Origin of the sequence: Pantoea sp. T14 (assembly GCF_036663535.1) — a bacterium.
Taxonomy (GTDB): Bacteria; Pseudomonadota; Gammaproteobacteria; order Enterobacterales; family Enterobacteriaceae; genus Pantoea; species Pantoea phytostimulans.
In genome coordinates, this window is the sequence record NZ_JAWUEB010000013.1 from 65,572 (window position 1) to 84,035 (window position 18,464).

The 18,464-nt window shown below is 53.8% G+C and carries 17 protein-coding genes; 12 read left to right on the plus strand and 5 right to left on the minus strand.

What is annotated here, in order from left to right; genetic code table 11:
- Positions 1 to 76: 76 nt before the first annotated feature.
- Positions 77 to 739: a carbonate dehydratase gene (gene can, locus SC127_RS05165; RefSeq protein WP_215847591.1), complete on the plus strand. Its 663-nt coding sequence runs from the start codon at positions 77 to 79 to the stop codon at positions 737 to 739.
- 193 nt (positions 740 to 932) lie between these two features.
- On the opposite strand, the gene hpt is transcribed toward can, so the two are convergent.
- Positions 933 to 1,469, minus strand: a complete 537-nt coding sequence (hpt, locus tag SC127_RS05170) for a hypoxanthine phosphoribosyltransferase (protein ID WP_215847592.1) — start codon at positions 1,467 to 1,469, stop codon at positions 933 to 935.
- A gap of 164 nt (positions 1,470 to 1,633) precedes the next feature.
- Between hpt and SC127_RS05175 the strand changes: the two genes are divergently transcribed.
- Complete coding sequence (locus SC127_RS05175) at positions 1,634 to 2,917, plus strand: cystathionine gamma-synthase family protein (protein ID WP_332625593.1); 1,284 nt, start codon at positions 1,634 to 1,636, stop codon at positions 2,915 to 2,917.
- A 2-nt stretch (positions 2,918 to 2,919) separates the two neighbouring features.
- Here SC127_RS05175 and cueO read toward each other — a convergent pair whose 3' ends face one another.
- Positions 2,920 to 4,509 carry a multicopper oxidase CueO gene (cueO, locus tag SC127_RS05180; protein WP_332625595.1) on the minus strand — a complete coding sequence of 530 codons (1,590 nt, stop codon included), beginning with the start codon at positions 4,507 to 4,509 and terminating at the stop codon, positions 2,920 to 2,922.
- A gap of 179 nt (positions 4,510 to 4,688) precedes the next feature.
- On the opposite strand from cueO, the gene SC127_RS05185 reads away from it, so the two are divergent.
- From SC127_RS05185 to speD, 3 genes are all read left to right on the plus strand, one after another.
- Positions 4,689 to 5,036, plus strand: a complete 348-nt coding sequence (locus SC127_RS05185; RefSeq protein ID WP_215847595.1) for a YacC family pilotin-like protein — start codon at positions 4,689 to 4,691, stop codon at positions 5,034 to 5,036.
- 120 nt (positions 5,037 to 5,156) lie between these two features.
- Entirely contained in the window at positions 5,157 to 6,026 is an 870-nt protein-coding gene (gene speE, locus SC127_RS05190; RefSeq protein WP_215848336.1) for a polyamine aminopropyltransferase, read from the plus strand.
- A gap of 8 nt (positions 6,027 to 6,034) precedes the next feature.
- A complete protein-coding gene (gene speD, locus SC127_RS05195; protein ID WP_215847596.1) occupies positions 6,035 to 6,850 on the plus strand; it encodes an adenosylmethionine decarboxylase in 816 nt (271 codons plus the stop codon).
- 120 nt (positions 6,851 to 6,970) lie between these two features.
- On the opposite strand, the gene SC127_RS05200 is transcribed toward speD, so the two are convergent.
- From SC127_RS05200 to dtnK, 3 genes are read right to left on the minus strand one after another with little or no spacing between them, the layout of a single operon-like run.
- The gene (locus tag SC127_RS05200) at positions 6,971 to 7,732 is read right to left on the minus strand and encodes a DeoR/GlpR family DNA-binding transcription regulator (RefSeq protein WP_215847597.1); all 762 of its coding nucleotides are present in this window, start codon (positions 7,730 to 7,732) and stop codon (positions 6,971 to 6,973) included.
- Positions 7,733 to 7,738: 6 nt separating this feature from the next.
- The gene (locus tag SC127_RS05205; RefSeq protein WP_243078568.1) at positions 7,739 to 8,719 is read right to left on the minus strand and encodes a D-threonate 4-phosphate dehydrogenase; all 981 of its coding nucleotides are present in this window, start codon (positions 8,717 to 8,719) and stop codon (positions 7,739 to 7,741) included.
- Positions 8,712 to 9,965: a D-threonate kinase gene (gene dtnK, locus SC127_RS05210; protein WP_332625599.1), complete on the minus strand. Its 1,254-nt coding sequence runs from the start codon at positions 9,963 to 9,965 to the stop codon at positions 8,712 to 8,714. Before dtnK ends, SC127_RS05205 begins: the two co-directional genes overlap by 8 nt.
- Positions 9,966 to 10,154: 189 nt before the next feature.
- On the opposite strand from dtnK, the gene SC127_RS05215 reads away from it, so the two are divergent.
- From SC127_RS05215 to SC127_RS05245, 7 genes are all read left to right on the plus strand, one after another.
- Complete coding sequence (locus tag SC127_RS05215; RefSeq protein WP_243078570.1) at positions 10,155 to 11,303, plus strand: iron-containing alcohol dehydrogenase; 1,149 nt, start codon at positions 10,155 to 10,157, stop codon at positions 11,301 to 11,303.
- Between the two features lie 11 nt (positions 11,304 to 11,314).
- Positions 11,315 to 12,199, plus strand: a complete 885-nt coding sequence (locus SC127_RS05220; protein ID WP_332625602.1) for a dihydrodipicolinate synthase family protein — start codon at positions 11,315 to 11,317, stop codon at positions 12,197 to 12,199.
- A gap of 56 nt (positions 12,200 to 12,255) precedes the next feature.
- Positions 12,256 to 13,209 (plus strand): phosphoglycerate dehydrogenase, encoded by a 954-nt coding sequence (locus tag SC127_RS05225; protein ID WP_332625604.1) that lies wholly within the window; start codon positions 12,256 to 12,258, stop codon positions 13,207 to 13,209.
- Between the two features lie 42 nt (positions 13,210 to 13,251).
- Positions 13,252 to 14,562: an MFS transporter gene (locus SC127_RS05230; protein ID WP_332625605.1), complete on the plus strand. Its 1,311-nt coding sequence runs from the start codon at positions 13,252 to 13,254 to the stop codon at positions 14,560 to 14,562.
- A gap of 83 nt (positions 14,563 to 14,645) precedes the next feature.
- Positions 14,646 to 15,983, plus strand: a complete 1,338-nt coding sequence (locus tag SC127_RS05235; protein ID WP_215848337.1) for an MFS transporter — start codon at positions 14,646 to 14,648, stop codon at positions 15,981 to 15,983.
- Positions 15,980 to 17,023, plus strand: a complete 1,044-nt coding sequence (locus tag SC127_RS05240) for a cyclase family protein (RefSeq protein WP_332625610.1) — start codon at positions 15,980 to 15,982, stop codon at positions 17,021 to 17,023. The genes SC127_RS05235 and SC127_RS05240 overlap by 4 nt, the downstream gene beginning before the upstream one ends.
- 81 nt (positions 17,024 to 17,104) lie before the next feature.
- Positions 17,105 to 18,451 (plus strand): Nramp family divalent metal transporter, encoded by a 1,347-nt coding sequence (locus SC127_RS05245; RefSeq protein WP_215847604.1) that lies wholly within the window; start codon positions 17,105 to 17,107, stop codon positions 18,449 to 18,451.
- Positions 18,452 to 18,464 lie beyond the last annotated feature (13 nt).

Sequence of the window (18,464 nt, forward strand, 5' to 3'; positions counted from 1 at the left end):
TTATGCCGTTTGAAATTATTAAGCCTTCGCCTATAGTACGCCCACGCACAACGCGCAGTAACAGGTCGCTCACGCCATGACAGACATCGATACCCTGATCAGTAATAACCGCGAATGGTCCAAATTACTGGTCGAAGAAGATCCCGGCTTTTTTGAGCGGCTTGCCCAGGCACAAAAACCCCGCTTTTTGTGGATTGGCTGTTCAGACAGCCGCGTTCCCGCCGAGCGCCTCACCGGACTTGAACCGGGCGAACTTTTTGTTCATCGCAACGTGGCCAATCTGGTGGTTCACACCGATCTCAACTGCCTTTCCGTGGTGCAATACGCCATCGAAGTGCTGGAAGTTGAACACGTCATTGTTTGCGGCCATTATGGCTGCGGCGGTGTACAGGCGGCGATGGATAACCCGGAGCTGGGTTTGATCAACAACTGGCTGCTGCACATTCGCGATCTCTGGTACAAGCATAGCGTGTTGTTGGGGGAACTCCCGCCGGATAAGCGCCTCGATAAACTGTGCGAAATCAACGTGGTTGAGCAAGTTTATAACCTTGGACACTCTACCATCCTGCAATCCGCCTGGAAACGCGGGCAGAATGTTTCGCTGCACGGCTGGGTATACGGTATTCAGGACGGCTGCTTGCGTAACCTTGATGTCACCGCCAACAGCCGCGAAATCCTTGAGCAACGTTATCGCCACGGCATTGCCAATTTATTGGTCAATTCCGAAAGCCCGCAGTAATCCGTCTGGATATACCCTAAATCATTCTCGTTGCAGCCACACGGCAAGCGTATTTATCCCGATGAGCTGACTCAAGTCAGTGATTCGGATAAACACAGGTAGCCAGCGCATCTGCAGCGTGAAGAATGATGGGTATCGCGGCGACAAGCCTACACTAAGCAGGCTGTCGTAGCCTTGGAAGAATGTGCGGTGCTTATGCTTCGAGCGGAACGACTTTACCGATATAAGGCAGATTACGGTAGCGCTGCGCATAGTCGATACCGAAGCCCACCACGAATTCATCGGGAATAGTAAAGCCGACATATTCTACTTTTACTTCAACTTCACGACGTTCCGGTTTATCCAGCAGAGTACAAATTGCCAGTGATTTCGGTTGGCGCAATGCCAGAATTTCACGCACTTTGCTCAGTGTATTACCGGAGTCGATGATATCTTCCACGATCAGCACATCTTTACCACGAATATCTTCATCCAAATCTTTCAGGATCTTCACATCACGCGTGGTAGACATGCCGCTGCCGTAGCTTGATGCTGTCATAAAATCGACTTCATGCGAAACATCGATGGCACGGCACAGATCGGCCATAAACATAAAGGAGCCGCGTAGCAGCCCGACAAGTACCATGTCACTGCCGCTGTCGCGGTAATGCTCGGTAATCTCTTTGCCCAGTTCGGCGATGCGCTCGGCGATTGCCTGCTCAGGGATCATCACTTCAACAGTGTGTTTCATTGCGTTCAGCCCGGTTACGTCAGAAAGCCACGAAGTCTATCATAGTCGATACCGCCGCTGACGCCGTACGGCAAAGGCAAACGTTACCGTGGCGAAAAAGGATGCAGTAGCGTTAACTGTATGAATCGTACGCTGCTCGTTAACCCAGGTTAGCCGGAGATTTCATGACCTCTTCATCCAGTAAAAAGACCCACATAGGCGATCGTCCCCTTCATCCTGAAACGCAAATGCTGAATTACGGCTTTGATCCACGCCTCTCAGAAGGCGCGGTTAAACCGCCGGTTTTCCTCACCTCCACCTTTGTTTTTAACAGTGCTGAAGAAGGACGTGATTTCTTTGATTACGTCTCAGGGCGCAAAGAACCGCCAGAAGGGAAAACTGGCGGGTTAGTCTATTCGCGCTTCAACCATCCCAACAGCGAAATTGTTGAGGATCGGCTGGCGATTTATGAACGCGCTGAAAGCTGTGCACTGTTTGCATCGGGCATGGCGGCAATTTCAACCACGCTGCTGGCCTTCTCCCGTCCTGGCGAAGTCATTTTGCATTCGCAACCGCTCTATGGCGGCACCGAAACGCTGTTGAGCAAGACGCTGCATAATCTGGATATTCAGGCGGTGGGTTTCAGCGATGGCAATGATGAAAGCAAAGTGCGTGACGCTGCACAGCGCGCAATGGCGCAAGGTCGGGTGGCGATGATCCTGATTGAAACGCCCGCCAACCCGACCAACAGTTTGGTAAATATCGCCTTGATTGCGCGCATCGCCGACGAGATCGATCAGCAGCAAGGATCACGTCCGATCGTGGCTTGTGACAACACCCTGCTTGGCCCGCTGTTTCAGCAACCGCTGACGCTGGGCGCGGACGTGTCGCTCTATTCACTGACCAAATATGTGGGTGGGCATTCTGATTTAATTGCTGGCGCGGCGATGGGCAGTAAAGCGCTGATGACAAAAATCCGTGCCTTACGCAGCGCGATTGGTACGCAGCTCGATCCCCATTCCAGCTGGATGATTGGTCGCTCGCTGGAAACGCTGTCGCTGCGCATGGAAAAAGCCTGGCATAATGCCGAAGCGGTGGCTGCATTTTTACGCGACCATGCGAAGGTGGAAAAGCTGCATTGGCTTCCCTATCTGGATGCAGAGAGCGAAGAAGGAAAAACCTACCGTGAGCAATGTCACGGCGCCGGCTCAACCTTTTCATTTGATATCGTTGGCGGCCAGCCAGCTGCGTTTCGTTTTCTTAATGCGCTAGCGCTGTTCAAACAGGCCGTCAGCCTTGGCGGTACCGAATCGCTGGCCAGCCATCCTGGCAGCACCACCCATTCGGGCGTGCCGGAAGCGGTGCGTCAGCGGATTGGCATTACTGACGCGACCGTGCGTTTGTCGATTGGCATCGAGAATGCGGATGACCTGATAGAAGACATTAAGCTGGCGCTTGATATCGCCTGAATTTAGGTCACGGTGAACCCCAGCATCATGCCGGTATCTTCATGCTCCAGCAGATGACAGTGCGCCATATAAGCCTGTTCGGCGGCGGCAACATAGTTGAAGCGCACCAGCACTTCGCTGCGCCAGCCGTCAACATTCACGATATCTTTCCAGCCCTGACGATGCGGGGCTGGCGGTTTGCCATTCTCCGATAAAATGCGGAACTGCGTACCGTGAATATGGAAGGGATGCAGCATGCTGTCGCCTTCCCCGGAGATCGTCCACTTCTCTACCGCGCCCAGCTCGACATTGAACATCGGCTTAGCCATATTAAACGCCTGACCATTGATTTTATTGCCGTTGTGGAAGTCATAGGCCGCTGCGGTTTTTGGCTGGCTTGGTGCGCCGTGATCCATTGAATGTTCGCCGTGCGCCATGCTGCTATCACCGCCGCCCATTTTCATCTCATGGTGGCCCTTGCCCATCGCTTTCTCGCCATAGCGCTGCATTAATGCCTGCATACCTTGCTGGTCAAGCTGCGGATCCATCATCAGTTGCAGCCAGCGCGTATTGAGCCCTTCGGTTTTTGGTATAACAGGCAACGTGGCTAACGTGTCGGGTAACGTGGCGCTGGCCATCACGCGCAGCGGTAAAATCTGCACCAGCGGCAAAGGCTGGTCGAACGGTGCCAACGTCATACCCATTTGCTCAACAGGTAATGTCACGATGTCAAAGGCGTTGCCGTCAGAAGTGTCGATCATCACCTCAAAACGTTCACCCGGCAACAAAGGCAGCGACGCAATTTTGACAGGTTCAGCCAGCAAACCGCCGTCACTGCCGATCACATACAGTGGACGTTTATCGCTGGCAGCTATGTGCAGCGAACGGGCGTTACACCCGTTGAGCAGGCGCAAACGCAGCCAGCCACGTGGCACGGCATGTTGCGGATACTGCACGCCGTTGGTCAGCATCATGTCGCCAAACCAGCCCACCGCGGCACGCATGATATCCAGTTGATAATCGATACGATCGCCCTGCTTTGTGAGCAGTTTGTCCTGAAAAATCAGCGGCACATCATCTGCGCCCCACTGCGTGGGCAGACGTAATTTGCCGGATTCATTATCTTCTAACAGCACCAATCCAGCCAAACCCTGTGCCACTTGATGACCGGTTTTGCCATGTAAATGTGGATGATACCAACAGGTTGCCGCCGGTTGATCGGGCGTAAATGTCACTTGCCGCGTCGTGCCCGGCGCAATGCTGGCGTGCGGTCCGCCGTCAACCGCGCCGGGGATTTCCAAACCATGCCAGTGCAGCGTCGTCGCTTCGTTGAGCCGGTTGTGAATATTTACCGTGACTGCCTTGCCACTTTGTAACACCAACGCCGGCCCGAGCAGATTGCCATTATAACCCCAGGTTGGAACGTCTTTGCCCTTCCACTGCGTGCTGCCTTGCCTGGCGGTGAGGTTGTATTGGCCTCTGCTATCCGGTTCCAGTAAGGAAGGAATCGGCAGCAGCGGGCGTTCAGCCGCCATTAGCGAGCGGCTCCAGAGCGGCAGCGCACCCGCCGCGCTCAGTGCAGCGGTGAGTTTGAGGAAATGGCGACGTTGCATGGTAATCATCCTTGTGACAAGAGAGGGCATAGCCTAAACCCTGACCTAATGGGAAGGTCAAGCATTCCCACCAGAATCGCCCGAAAAAATGCGGTCCTCTGCGGTAGCGGGCAAATTAATCGAAAACCTGTTAACAACTGTGCTAACGTCAATAAGATTATCCCTTGAAGAGAATGACTATGAAGAAGAGCATCAAGATCCTGCTGTTGTCAGGACTCCTTGGCTTCTCCTCCACCAGCTTTGCCTTGAGCGAATCCGAAGCCGAAGATCTGGCCGATCTCACGGCGGTGTTCGTTTATTTGAAAAACGACTGCGGCTATCAAGATTTACCCGATGCGCAGATTCGTAAAGCATTGGTATTTTTTGCGCAACAAAATCGCTGGGATTTAAGCAATTACAGCAACTACAACATGAAGGCGCTTGGCGAAGATAGCTATCGTGATTTAAGCGGTATTGCGATCGCCAATGACAAAAAGTGTAAGTCCCTGGCGCGTGATTCTTTAAGCCTGCTTGCCTACGTTAAATAACCCGCAGAACCCGCTCTCCTGCTGAACATTTGACCGTGCAACCACGGTCAGAGTTAGCTATGATGTGCCGCCCATTTTCATGGCGATGTCATTAGAGGAGAGCCTACCATGCCCCAAAAAATGGCCCAAAAAGAAACGTGGTATGAAACGCTTCATGCTGGATTTGGACAGTATTTTACCGTCGATAAACAACTCTATCGGGAAAAGACAGCGCATCAGGATTTAATCATCTTCGAAAATGCGGAGATGGGCCGCGTGATGGCGTTGGATGGTGTGGTACAAACCACTGAACGTGATGAGTTTATTTATCATGAAATGATGACGCACGTGCCAATTCTGGCGCACGGTGCAGCCAAAAGCGTACTGATTATTGGCGGTGGCGATGGCGCGATGTTACGTGAAGTCTCACGCCATCCGCAGATTGAAAAAATCACCATGGTGGAAATTGATGCGGGCGTCGTCACTTTTTGCCGTCAATATTTGCCCAATCACAGCGCCGGTGCCTATGACGATCCGCGCTTCACGCTGGTGATTGATGATGGCGTCAACTTCGTTAATCAAACCCATGAAAAATTTGATGTCATTATCTCTGACTGTACCGATCCTATCGGCCCAGGCGAGAGTTTGTTCACCTCAGAATTCTATGCTGGCTGCAAGAATGCCCTTAATGAAAATGGCATCTTCGTGGCGCAAAATGGCGTGTGTTTCCTGCAACAGGACGAAGCCATCAACAGCCATCGCAAACTCAGCCACTACTTTGCCGATGTCAGTTTCTACCAAGCCGCGATTCCGACCTATTACGGCGGCATCATGACGTTTGCCTGGGCGAGCGACAATCCGGCGCTGCGCCAGCTCGACGCTGCAACTTTGCAGACGCGTTTCGAGACCGCTGGCCTGAACTGCCGTTACTACAACGCGGCAATCCATACCGGCAGCTTTGCCCTGCCGCAATATCTGTTGAATGCTTTGTCACAGACCGAGCATTTATAAGGGGGTGAATGAAATTGCAAAAGCTAAAACTACATGGCTTCAACAACCTGACTAAAAGCCTGAGTTTTTGTATTTACGATATTTGCTATGCAAATACGGAAGCTGAGCGCGATGGCTATATCGCCTACATTGACGAGCAATATAACGCGACCCGTTTGACTGAAATTTTGACGGAAACCTGTTCGATCATTGGTGCCAACGTGCTGAATATTGCACGCCAGGATTATGAGCCGCAGGGCGCGAGCGTGACCATTCTGGTGAGCGAAGAGCCGATCGATCCGAAAGATATCGATAACTCGGAGCATCCTGGCCCACTGCCGAATTCGGTGGTTGCTCACCTCGACAAGAGCCATATCTGCGTACACACCTATCCCGAAAGCCACCCCGAAGGCGGACTTTGTACCTTCCGTGCAGACATTGAAGTCTCCACCTGTGGCGTGATTTCACCGCTGAAAGCGCTGAATTATTTGATTCACCAGCTCGAATCGGACATCGTTACGGTTGATTATCGCGTGCGCGGATTCACCCGTGACGTGAATGGTTTGAAGCATTTCATCGATCACGAGATCAACTCGATTCAGAACTTCATGTCAGATGACATGAAGGCGATGTATGACATGGTGGACGTGAACGTCTATCAGGAAAACATCTTTCATACCAAGATGATGCTGAAAGATTTTGAACTGAAACATTACCTGTTTAATACCAAGCCGGAAGATCTCAGCCCACAAGAACACAAGCGCATTACTGATTTGCTGTGGAAAGAGATGCGTGAGATTTACTACGGCCGCAACATACCTTCAATGGGTTTGAAGACGCTGTAGTGGCTGCCTCTGCGGGCTAAGTTAGGTGGTCGCTGAAGCTGGAGCTGGTTCTCGCAGTCCCCCACCTCGCTTCTCCCCCATTCATGGGGGAAGGTTGGGAGGGGGACAAACGACCCCGATCTATTTCGTCAACTGTAAGCCAATGCCGCGTTCACGTAACTCCCGCCTCACGTCCTCTTCCAGCCGGTTGTCGGTCACCACATCGGTTAAATTTTCCAGCGGCGAAGCGCAAAACAGCGACCAGGAACCGTATTTACTGCTATCGGCCAGCAAGACACGTCGTGCGGCATTCGCTAACAGATCGTGCTTCAGTCCCGCTTTCTCTTCGGTCGGCGTGGTAATGCCGCGCTCCAGACTCCATGAGTTGCAGCTGACAAACGCGATATCGGGGTTAATGCTGCGCAACAGACGGCGTCCATGTTCACCAATACACGACTGGCTGGAATCATCAATGCGCCCACCAATAATGGTCACTTCGATCTGTTTGAATTCGGAAAGAAACAGCGCGATATGTAAATCTGCGGTGATGACGCGCAGCGGCAGGTGCGTGAGCTGCCTCGCCAGTTCCAGCATGGTAGTGCCGGCATCCAGCACCACTGCATCACCCGACCGCACAAAGCTGGCTGCTTGTTCAGCAATTGCCTGTTTTTCGGCTAAATTACGCTGCATTTTCTCCAGCGTGGTGGGCTGGCTGGGAATAAACCGGTTTAAGGTCACACCGCCGTGGCTACGGCTGATTACGCCCTCTTTATCCAGCTTGATCAAATCACGCCGAATGGTGGCCGGTGAGGCGGAAATCGCACTCACCAACTGCTCTACAGTCACCAGATTATGGCTTTTCAGATAATCCATAATCTGGTCAAGACGACTTTGTCCCTTCATATTTCCCTATGCAAGCTGCATCGCGAGTTTGATCGAGATCGCCATGCTCTCAGACTTCGCTTTACCTGTCCAGGCGATATCAAACGCGGTGCCGTGGTCTGCCGAAGTGCGGATAAAAGGCAGTCCTGCGGTAATGTTCACGCCATCATAAAAGCCCAGCAGCTTCAGCGGGATATGTCCCTGATCGTGGTACATCGCCACCACAATATCGTACTGCCCTTCCTGACATTGCAGGAACACCGTGTCTGGCGGACAAGGCCCATAAACGTCAATGCCCTGCGCTTTCATCGCCTTGATTGAGGGTGCAACCGTGGTGATCTCTTCATCGCCAAATAACCCATTTTCACCCGCGTGGGGATTAACACCCGCGACAGCAATACGCGGCTTCTCAAAACCGACGCGGCGCAAGAAGGTATCCGCCATGCCAATCACCGTTTCAATGCGCTCACGATTCAGCGTATCGAGGAACTTACGCAGCGCAATATGCGTGGTGACATGAATCACCTTCAGCTTATCGGTATACAGCACCATGGCGTAATTTTTAGTGTTGGTAAGGTGCGCCAGCAGTTCGGTATGTCCCGGATAGATATGGCCTGCCGAATGCAGCGCTTCCTTGTTCAGCGGCGCGGTGGCAATCGCCTGCACTTCTCCGGCCAGCGCCAGTTCCGTCGCGCGCTTTACGCAGCGCCAGGCGAGATCGCCCGCTTCTTTTTGTACCACGCCAGGTTTTAACGCTTCCGGGTTCGCCAACGGTTCATCAAGGATGTTGATGATGCCTGGCGCAAAATGCGCATCCTTTACGCTGTCGAGCACCCGCAATTCAGCTTGCGGGGTGATATTCATCGCCATGATGCGGCGCAGAGTACTGGCACAACCCACCACCACTGCTGGCGCGCCGTTCAGATCGCCTTCAGACAGCGCTTTAATGATAATTTCCGGGCTGATGCCCGCAGGATCGCCCATCGTCACCGCAATAATTTTATTCACTCGACTTCTCCTCAATAAAACGTATGGCTTCTACCAGGGTGTTTTCGTCGCCAAAGCCACCCGCTTTGGTCATCACCGGCAAGATAAATTCACTGTTAAGCAGAACCCCGTGCGGCACGCAGCCCGCCACCAGACCCTGAATTTGAAACCCGCTGGCACCCAGCGCCTGGGCAACGGCAATGGCCACGTCGCCGCCGGAAAGATAAAGCGCATTTGGCAATTGCTGACGGCACACGGTGCGCGTCATCTCGCCGAGAAACGCACAAATCGCCTCGCCCAGTTGTTGACGTGTCATGTTGTGTTGCTGGCAAAGTTGATCAATTTCTTGCCGCTGATTGGCTCGCTGGCAGGTTCGAATCACCGTGTGCTGACCTGCACGCAGCGTCGCCACGCTTTGCGTGATCCATTCCGACGCGGAAGGCCACGCCGGTTGCAAGAACAGCTCACTAATATTGATGTCGATCAGAGCAATGTTGCGCTGCCTCGCCAGCTTGCTGATTTGCTGCTGGGCGTTGGCGCTCATCGATCCCACCACCGCTAACACCGGCTTTGCTACACGGGTAGAAAGGTGCGCGCCCAGCGCATCGCTTAATCCCGCCGCGCCGACTAATAAAGGCGTTTCAGCTAAACGCGCCGCAGCGCGTACCAGACGGGCGATATCCGCGTCCTGTTCTGCATCCACCACCACCACACCGCGCAGGTTATTCAGTACGGTCTCCAGACGATCGCTTCGTAATGTGGCGAGATCGATCTGTGTGCCCGGCAACTGCAATTGTTGCAACACATTGGCACTTGAGATTGGCGTTTTAGGATCGCTGGCAAATTCGGTATCGGTGAGCAGCACATCATCTAAATAAACCGCGCCGTTTCGCGTGGTGCGTCCAAGACGCGGCACTGCCGGCACCACCAGCGCCAGCTGTTTGCCGCTGGCTTTGAGTGCGGCATTCACTTCTGCGCCGACATTGCCACGCAAGGTCGAGTCAATTTTTTTAACCAGCCAGCCGGCGTGTAGGGCGTGCTGCTTTACCACCTGCGTAATGCGCTCCGCCGCCAGCTCAGCGCTGATTGCCCGACTGTCAGTGCTGATCACCCAAACATCTACTGCCTCGCTGTTATGCGGCATCTCGCTGTTGAACAGCACATGTACACGCGCTCCCGCCTGGGCCAGCCCGCTGCCCGCATCGTTCGCGCCGGTAAAATCATCGGCGATCACCAATACCGGGGTTTTCCATGACGATTGGGTCATTGTTTCTCCTGTTTCGGCTGCTTGCCGCTGACGATGATTATATTCAATCATGATTGATTATATGTGAGCAAGATCAAATTAATCGAAATCAATATGTCCTATAAATTGAGGCACAGTAAGTGACGGAACTCGCACTGATATGAGCAAACACAATCATTCAGTTCAGATACACAGTGAAAAGGGTATGAAATGAATATCAACAGCACGGTTATCAGCGGCTATCAGGCGCTGAATGACATTCGCTATCTGCTTAACGGTAAGGCGAAAGCATTACTGGTTACCGACAAGAATATCGAAAGCATTCCTGCGGTTCAGGCGCTGATCGCACAACTGAAACAGCAGATTGCTCGCGTCAGCATCGTGAACAACGTACCGCCAGAGCCAAGTCAGCATGATGTCGCGGCTATCCTCAGCGCATTGCCCTCACGTGACGTTGATTTAGTGATTGGTGTCGGCGGTGGCAGCGTACTGGATGTCGCTAAGCTGCTTTCCGTGTTGTGCGTAGAGAATGCGCCGTCGCTGGAGGCGTTGTTAGCGGGCGAGAAACCGCAGCATCGCACCACGTCGCTGTTAATTCCTACCACCGCAGGAACCGGCTCTGAAGCCACACCCAACGCGATTTTAGCCATCCCAGAAAAAGAGACCAAAGTCGGCATTATTTCGCCGGTAATGCTGCCCGATTTCGTGGCGTTGGTGCCTGAACTCACCACCAGCATGCCTGCACATATCGCCTCTTCAACCGGCATTGATGCGCTGTGTCACCTGATCGAATGTTTCACTGCCACCGTGTCGAACCCGGTGAGTGATAACTATGCACTGATAGGCATGAAGAAGTTGTTCGCCAATCTTGAAACCACCATTAACCAGCCGGGCAATCTGCAGGCGCGACTGGAAATGTTGTGGGCTTCCTATTATGGCGGCGCCGCCATTGCCCACGCCGGTACGCATCTGGTGCACGCCATGTCCTATCCGCTGGGCGGCAAATATCACCTACCGCACGGCGTTGCCAATGCCATTTTACTGGCACCTTGCATGCGTTTCGTTCGTCCTGCCGCAGTGAGCAAATTTGCTCAGGCATACGATCTGCTGCCAGAAGCAGATAGCTCGCTGAGTGAAGAAGCCAAATCTCTGGCGTTGGTGGATTACTTCACTGCGCTGGTCAAGCGCCTGAAACTGCCAGCCAGTCTGGAAGAGCTGGGTATCAGCCCGGATCACCTGCCCTATTTAGTGGAAGCGGCATTAGATGTGCAACGTCTGATGAAAAACGTGCCAACGGCGGTCAGCGCCAACGATGTGCGTGACGTGTATTTGACGCTGTTTCCTTCACACCAGGCATAACGAGGATTCTCATGAGCCAGAAAATAGTCGGCGTATTAACCGCCATCATCACCGCCTTTGATCGTGATGGCGCTTTCAATCCCGCCACCCAGCGCGAGCAGGTAAAACGCCAACTCAATGCAGGTAACGGTATCTTCTGCGGCGGTACCAACGGTGAATTCTTCGTGCTGAACGAGCAGGAAAAAATAGCGGTTACCGAAACCTGCGTGGATGAAGTCAACGGCAGCGCGCCAGTGGTGGCGCACATCGGTGAAATATCGACCCGTGAAACCATTCGCCTTGGCAAGCAGATAGCCAAACTGGGCGTGGACGCCGTATCTGTGATCACGCCTTATTTCGTGCCGTTGAAGCAGGAAGAGTTGATTTATCACTACCAAACCGTGGCCGACGCGCTCGACGTCCCGCTATTCCTCTACAACATTCCGGCGCGTACCGGTAATACCTTGCAGCCCGAAACCGTGCGCAAGCTGGCCTCACATCCCAACATTATCGGTATCAAAGATTCTGCGGGCAGCTATGAGAGCCTGAGTGGTTTCCTGAAAGCCGCTGAAGGCATTGATAACTTCGACGTGCTGAACGGTCCAGATTCATTGATTCATCAAGGATTTGTCGATGGCTGCTCAGCCTGCATTTCTGGCCTCGCCAACGTCGCGCCGCAAGAGATCAACGCTATTTGGGCACACTTCAACGCTGGTGATGTCGCCGCCTCACGTCTGGCACAAGAGAATGTGACGGGCCTGCGTACGGATTTATACAGCGTCGGCTTCTCGCCAGCGGCGGTGAAAAAAGCCGTCACGCTGCTGGGCTATGACGTCGGTGAAAGCCGCTATGCCGTGCATTTCAGCGCCGAAGAAGAGCAGAAGATCCGTCAAATCGTGAATCAATATTTGCAGTAATGGCCGTCAGGGTGGCCTTTGCTGCCCTTGCCTGAAACCTGACACCGGGAAAAATTATGAAAGTGATTTGCACCTCGCCCTCCTTTGCTAAATATGATGCGGCGCCCATCGACACCCTGAAACAGCATGGCTTTGAGCTGATTACGCTGCCCGCCGATGCGCCATTGTCGACGCTGGAGCCGCATCTGGCTGAAACCGTCGCGATGATCGTGGCCTTTACTGACGTCAACGATGAGCTGCTGGCGAAAGCGCCCCAGTTAAAAGTGGTATGTAAACATGGCGTTGGCGTCGATAACATCGATCTGGATGCAACGCGCGCGCGCGGAATTTATGTCACCAATGTCCCTGACGCCAACAAGCACGCGGTGGCTGACTTCGCTTTCGCGCTGATGCTTAACAGTGCGCGTCAGATCACACAGGCCGCAGAGGAAACCCGCGCCGGCAACTGGCCACGCATTTTCGCCACCGACGTCTACGGTAAAACGTTGGGCATTATCGGGCTGGGCAATATTGGTAAGCAGGTCGCGCTGCGTGCCAAAGGCTTCAACATGCGCGTTATCGCGTTTGATTTTTATCCCGATGAGAAATTTGCCGCCGAGCACGGCATCGAGTTCGTCAGCATGGATCGTCTGACTGAAGAAGGCGATTTCATCACGCTGCATACGCCACTGACCGATGAAACCCGTAACCTGTTCAATGCCGCGCGTATCAAACGGATGAAGAAATCTGCCTTCCTGATCAACGTCTCACGCGGTGGCGTGATCAACGAAAACGATCTGTTCCAGGCGCTACAGGACAACGTGATTGCTGGCGCTGCCGCTGACGTATTCGACCACGAACCCTTAGCTGAACATCCGCTGTTTACGCTGCCGAATTTTATTCCTACCTCGCACATCGCCGGTTATACCGACGGCGCAATCAGCGCTATTGGCGAACGTTGCGTGCAGCAGATTATTCAGTGCCTTAAACAGGGCGAACGCCCAGTTAACGTGATGAACGGGTTGGCGTAAGACCGACCGCTTCTCTTACCGAACAGTTTGGTGATTATAACGATGAACAACACCTCGCGTATCCGTTGGTGGATCGCTGGCCTGATGTGGCTGGCGATCGCCATTAACTACATTGATCGAACTGTACTCTCTGCTGCTGCGCCGCACCTGATCACTGAGCTGGACATCAATCCAGAAATGATGGGTTTTATCATGGCCGCGTTCTTCTGGTCTTATGCGCTACTGCAAATTCCGGCAGGCTGGTTTGCTGACCGCTACGGCCAGAAAAAAGGGCTGGGCATTGCCGTGGCGTGGTGGTCAATCGCGACCATGGCGATGGGTTTAGCCACCGGTTTTAAATCATTGCTGGCCATGCGTCTGGCGCTGGGCATCGGTGAAGCGGCTGCTTATCCGAGCAATGCGGGTATTACCGCGCGCTGGTTCCCCGACCGCGAACGTGCCACCGTTTCTGGCCTGTTCGACAGTGCATCGAAATTTGGCGGCGCGGTGGCCATGCCATTGATCGTCTGGATGATCGCCATGGTTGACTGGCGTATCACCTTCCTGGTAATCGGCGCAATTGGCGTGTTTTGGGTCATCGCCTGGTACTTTATCTATGCAGAGAACCCGGAAGATCATAAGAAGATCAGCCAGAGCGAAATCAGTTTGATCCGCGATGGCCAGACACAAAAACATGGCGATAAAAGCGTTCGTCCCATGAAGTGGTACAAACTGCTGCGCTACCGCAACATCTGGGCAATGTGTATTGGCTTCTTCACTATTAACTATACCTCCTACTTCTTCATTACCTGGTTGCCGACTTATCTGGTGCAAGACAAGGGTATGGATTTCCTCAAAATGGGCATGGTGGCTGCGCTGCCGCTGATTTGCGGCATGGTGATTGAAGTGATTGCCGGTTGGATGTCAGATCGCATCGTCCACAAGAAAATCTTGTCGCTGACCGCCACGCGCAAACTGTTCCTCACCGTGGGTCTGTTGATGGCGCTGTGCATTGGTTTCGCGCCGTTCACCGATTCCGTCTTTATGACCGTGCTGCTGCTGTGTATCGCTAAATCGGGCACCACCGTGGCGGCTTCGCAGGTCTGGGCATTGCCTGGCGACGTTGCACCGCAGAACAGCGTGTCGATTGTCGCCGGTCTGCAAAATACGGTCTCCAATATGGGCGGCGCGGTGGGTCCGATCATTACCGGTGCGATTGTCGGCGCTACCGGCCACTTTACCTGGGCGCTGGTGTTCTCCGCCGTGCTGGTGGTGATTGGTATTCTTAACTACCTGTTCCTGCTGGGCAAAGTCGAGCCAATCGTTGACGAAGAACAGGTTCACGAACATCAGGCGGTGAGCCACAGTCTGTGATCACCTTCTGACATAACGCCGCATGCGTCCTGCATGCGGCATTCCCTCTCTGTAACCACAATAAAAAACAATTGGAGGCGATGATGTCGCTGAATTCCAATGGATCACCTGCAGTCGTTTCGGCAAGTAAAAGTAAAGGGAAGTTTCGTTACGTGATTCTGACGGTGCTGTCAGTGGGTATCGCCATTAACTACATCGATCGTGCGGCGATGAGTGTCGCCATGCCATTTATGAGCGAGGAGCTGCACATCTCGCCCACCGACAGTGGTTTGCTGCTGTCCGCCTTCTTCTGGAGCTATGTGCTGTTCCAGCTGCCCGGCGGTTGGCTGGTTGATCGGCTTGGCCCGCGCATCACCTTCGCGTTAAGTAGCCTCGGCTGGGGATTAGCCACCGCGGCCTGCGGCTTAGCCAGCAGCATAGCCGCGTTGGTTGGCTTTCGGTTTGTACTGGGCGCGGTAGAAGCACCGAGTTATCCCGCCAGTTCGTCAACGGTGACGCGCTGGTTCCCGCGTCAGGAACGCAGCTTTGCCGCCGCGACCTTTAATAACGGCAGCAAAATCGGCGGCACGCTGGCGATTCCAATTATCTCGCTGCTGATTGCATGGGTTGGCTGGCGCGCCACTTTTGTGATTTCTGGCGTGGTCGCGGTGGGTTGGGCACTGGGTTGGTATCTGTGGTATCGCGAACCGCGCGATCACCCTTCCGCCACCGCCGAAGAAGTGGCCTTCATTGAAGCGAATCAGGATGCAGAAACCGGCGCTCCGATGAGCATTCGCCAGCTACTGACCCAGCGCACGGTGCAGGCAATGATGGCGGGCTTCTTCTGCATCAACTTCGTCTCTTATTTCTTCTTCACCTGGTTCCCTACCTATCTGGTGGAAACCTTCCATCTTTCGTTGATGAAGTTCGGCTTGCTCGGCATGTTGCCCGGCGTGGCGGCGATTATCGGCGGCTGGTGCGGTGGCTTGCTTTCCGACAGCCTGGTGCGTCGCGGTTACTCACTGAGCGTCGCGCGAAAAATTCCGTTGGTGGGTGGCATGCTCGGCAGCGCGACCATTGGCTTAGCCGCCTTTTCGCCGACGGTGGGCCTGGCGCTGGCGGCATTGTGTTTTGCCAACTTCTCGGCAACCTTTGCTTCCGCCGCGCTGTGGGCGCTGCCGTCTGACGTTGCGCCAAACCGCGCCAACGTCGCCACCATCGGCGGTATCCAAAACATGGCTGCCAACCTGGCGGGCATCATCTCGCCGATCATGATTGGCGTGATTATGCAGTACACCCATTCATTCGTTATCCCATTAGAAATCGCAGGCGTGGTGGGCATTATTGGCGCGCTGATTTACGGTTTCTGGCTGCCGCGCGTAACGCCGATGACGCTGAACAACGCCCAGCCACTGGATGCATCCGCAAGGAGTGAAGTATGAATACCCGCTGGAAAAAACGGCCTGCGCTGTCAACCTGGGGCGATTTTGGTCCCGACGATCAGTTGGGTCGTCTGAATTTGCTGACCGCCGCCAAGGTACTTGAAGGGATTGCCGAAGTGCGTGAAGGCCAAACGTTTTGCCTGAGCCTGCCGCTGGATCTGCCTGGCGGCACGGCGATGAATCCACGTCGCCCACCGCCGCAGCTTAACGCCACGCGGCGTGGTGAAAACGCCAATATGACCTATCCACTGTCGCGGGATGATGCACGCCTGAGCGATGTCATCTGTGACGACAGCGTGACGCTGGCGCTGCAGTACTCAACGCAATGGGACAGTCTGGCGCACATGGGGCAATGGTTCGATGTGAACGATAACGGCGATGCCGAAATGGTGTTCTACAACGGCTATAAAGCGGGGGTGGATATTGTCGGAGAAACCGATTATCGCGGCGGCTGTGGTTGTGATAGCGGTACGCATCTCGGTGCAAAAGCATTGGGTATTGAGAATATGGCGCAGCACGGTATTCAGGGCCGTGCGGTGATGATCGATATCAAACGCCATTTCGGCATTAGGCGTTTCGCCTTTGGTTATCAGCATCTGATGCAGATCATCGAGGCCGATAATATCGACATTCGGCCCGGCGATCTTGTGTGCTTCCGTACCGGCATGGATGAAGCGATTATTGAAATGAACGGTGAACCTGATATGGCTTATCTCAATAGCCATTTTGCCGGGCTGGATGGTAGCGATCCGGAGCTGCGTCAATGGGTGCATGACAGCGGCGTGGTTGCGCTGCTGGCTGACAATCCTGCGGTGGAAATTCTGCCCGCTAAACCTCTTAACAATGATTTTTATCCGTCACATCCGCTGCACGATCTCTGCCTGTTTCGGCTTGGGGTTTATCTCGGTGAACTGTGGCTGATGAGTCCGCTGGCTGACTGGCTGGCCCTACAGCAACGAACCGCGTTTCTGCTCACTGCACCGCCGCTGCGCCTGCCTGGTGCGGTGGGTTCACCCGCCACGCCGGTGGCGACGGTGTAAATTTACTCCCCCTAAACCCTACGGTGACGCGCAAAAAGAGCAAAAATGCCATTGCAGTCACCCTCATTGTGAGGCTTCACCATGAGTACATCGCAACAAGAAATCAGCATCCCGGTCGCCGATCACCACTTGCCGACCACCTTTCGTGGGTATCTGCGCAGTTTTGGTCCTGGCTTAGTGCTGGCGATGACCTTTCTCGGCACCGGTGATCTGGTGGCTTCCACCGTCGCGGGCGCTAATTATGGTTATGACCTGCTCTGGACGCTGATCATTGCCCTGCTCGCGCGTGGTTTTATGATCTCCTACATCGCCAAATACACCTTGATGAACCGCTTTGGTGATAACGACATTATTCAAGGCTACAAACGCGTCTGGCGCGGCTTTCCGCTGTTTTTTGGCATCCTGATCGCCATTGTGGCGTTCGTGGTGCAGATGAGTTTTTTACGTGCCGGCGCGGTGGGTCTTTATCAGCTTTTTAATCATTTCGGCGGCGAAACCTGGGGCGTGTTTCTCTGGAGCGTGGTGATTGTGAGCATGACGCTGCTGATGATGCTGACACGCAATCAATATCGTCACCTCGAAACGCTGGCGCGAATTGCGTCAGTGATTATGATTGGCTCGTTTTTGTATGCGATGATCAAGGTCGGTCATTTTGATGTTAGCGGCTTTCTGCGCGGCCTGACTTTCGGCCTGCCGGAAAACGCCGGGCCTTTTTTTGCCGTGTTCATTGCTGTCTCGACCATTGGCGCTATTGGCGGCTCCACCAGCAACCTGCTCTATCCCGGTTTCATGCGTGACAAAGGTTGGGTTGGGCCGAAATACCGCAAGCTACAACAGCTTGACTTGCTGTTTGGCATGTTACCGATGCTGGTGATTAACGTGCTGTTCTGGAGTGTGGCCGCCGAAGTGGTGCACGGTTCGGGCAGCACCATCGCCGATGAAAATGATCTTTCTGCTATGATGTCCAGCGTCGTCGGCCCAGCCGGGCCTTACTTGCTGTGGACCTGTATTTTTCTCGCCAGCTTTACCAGTTTTCCTTCGCAGTCTCGCGGCTTCTGTTCATTGATTTTCAGCTGTGTGCATCACACGGGAAACCTGAATCAACGTTACGCAACACCAGATGATAATCCGTGGTTTAAGCGGGTGCAGATTGCGGTCTATATCATTCTGCCGATTCTTGTCACCTTTCCCGGTGCGCCAGATTTAGTGATGCTGAATATCCTCGGCACCAGCGTCGCGACCTCTTTGGTCTTGCCGCCGCTGCTGGTTGGGCTGTTTATCATGACCAGCCGCAAGCGTTTCATGATGGAAGGTCAGGCAAATCGCCTGTGGGAACAGGCGTTGTTGGGGGTGATTTCACTGATTGGAATCTGGTCGACGTTTGAAATTGTACGCAATTTCTTTCGTCAAATAACGCATATTCTTTAAGCCGGAACGCAGG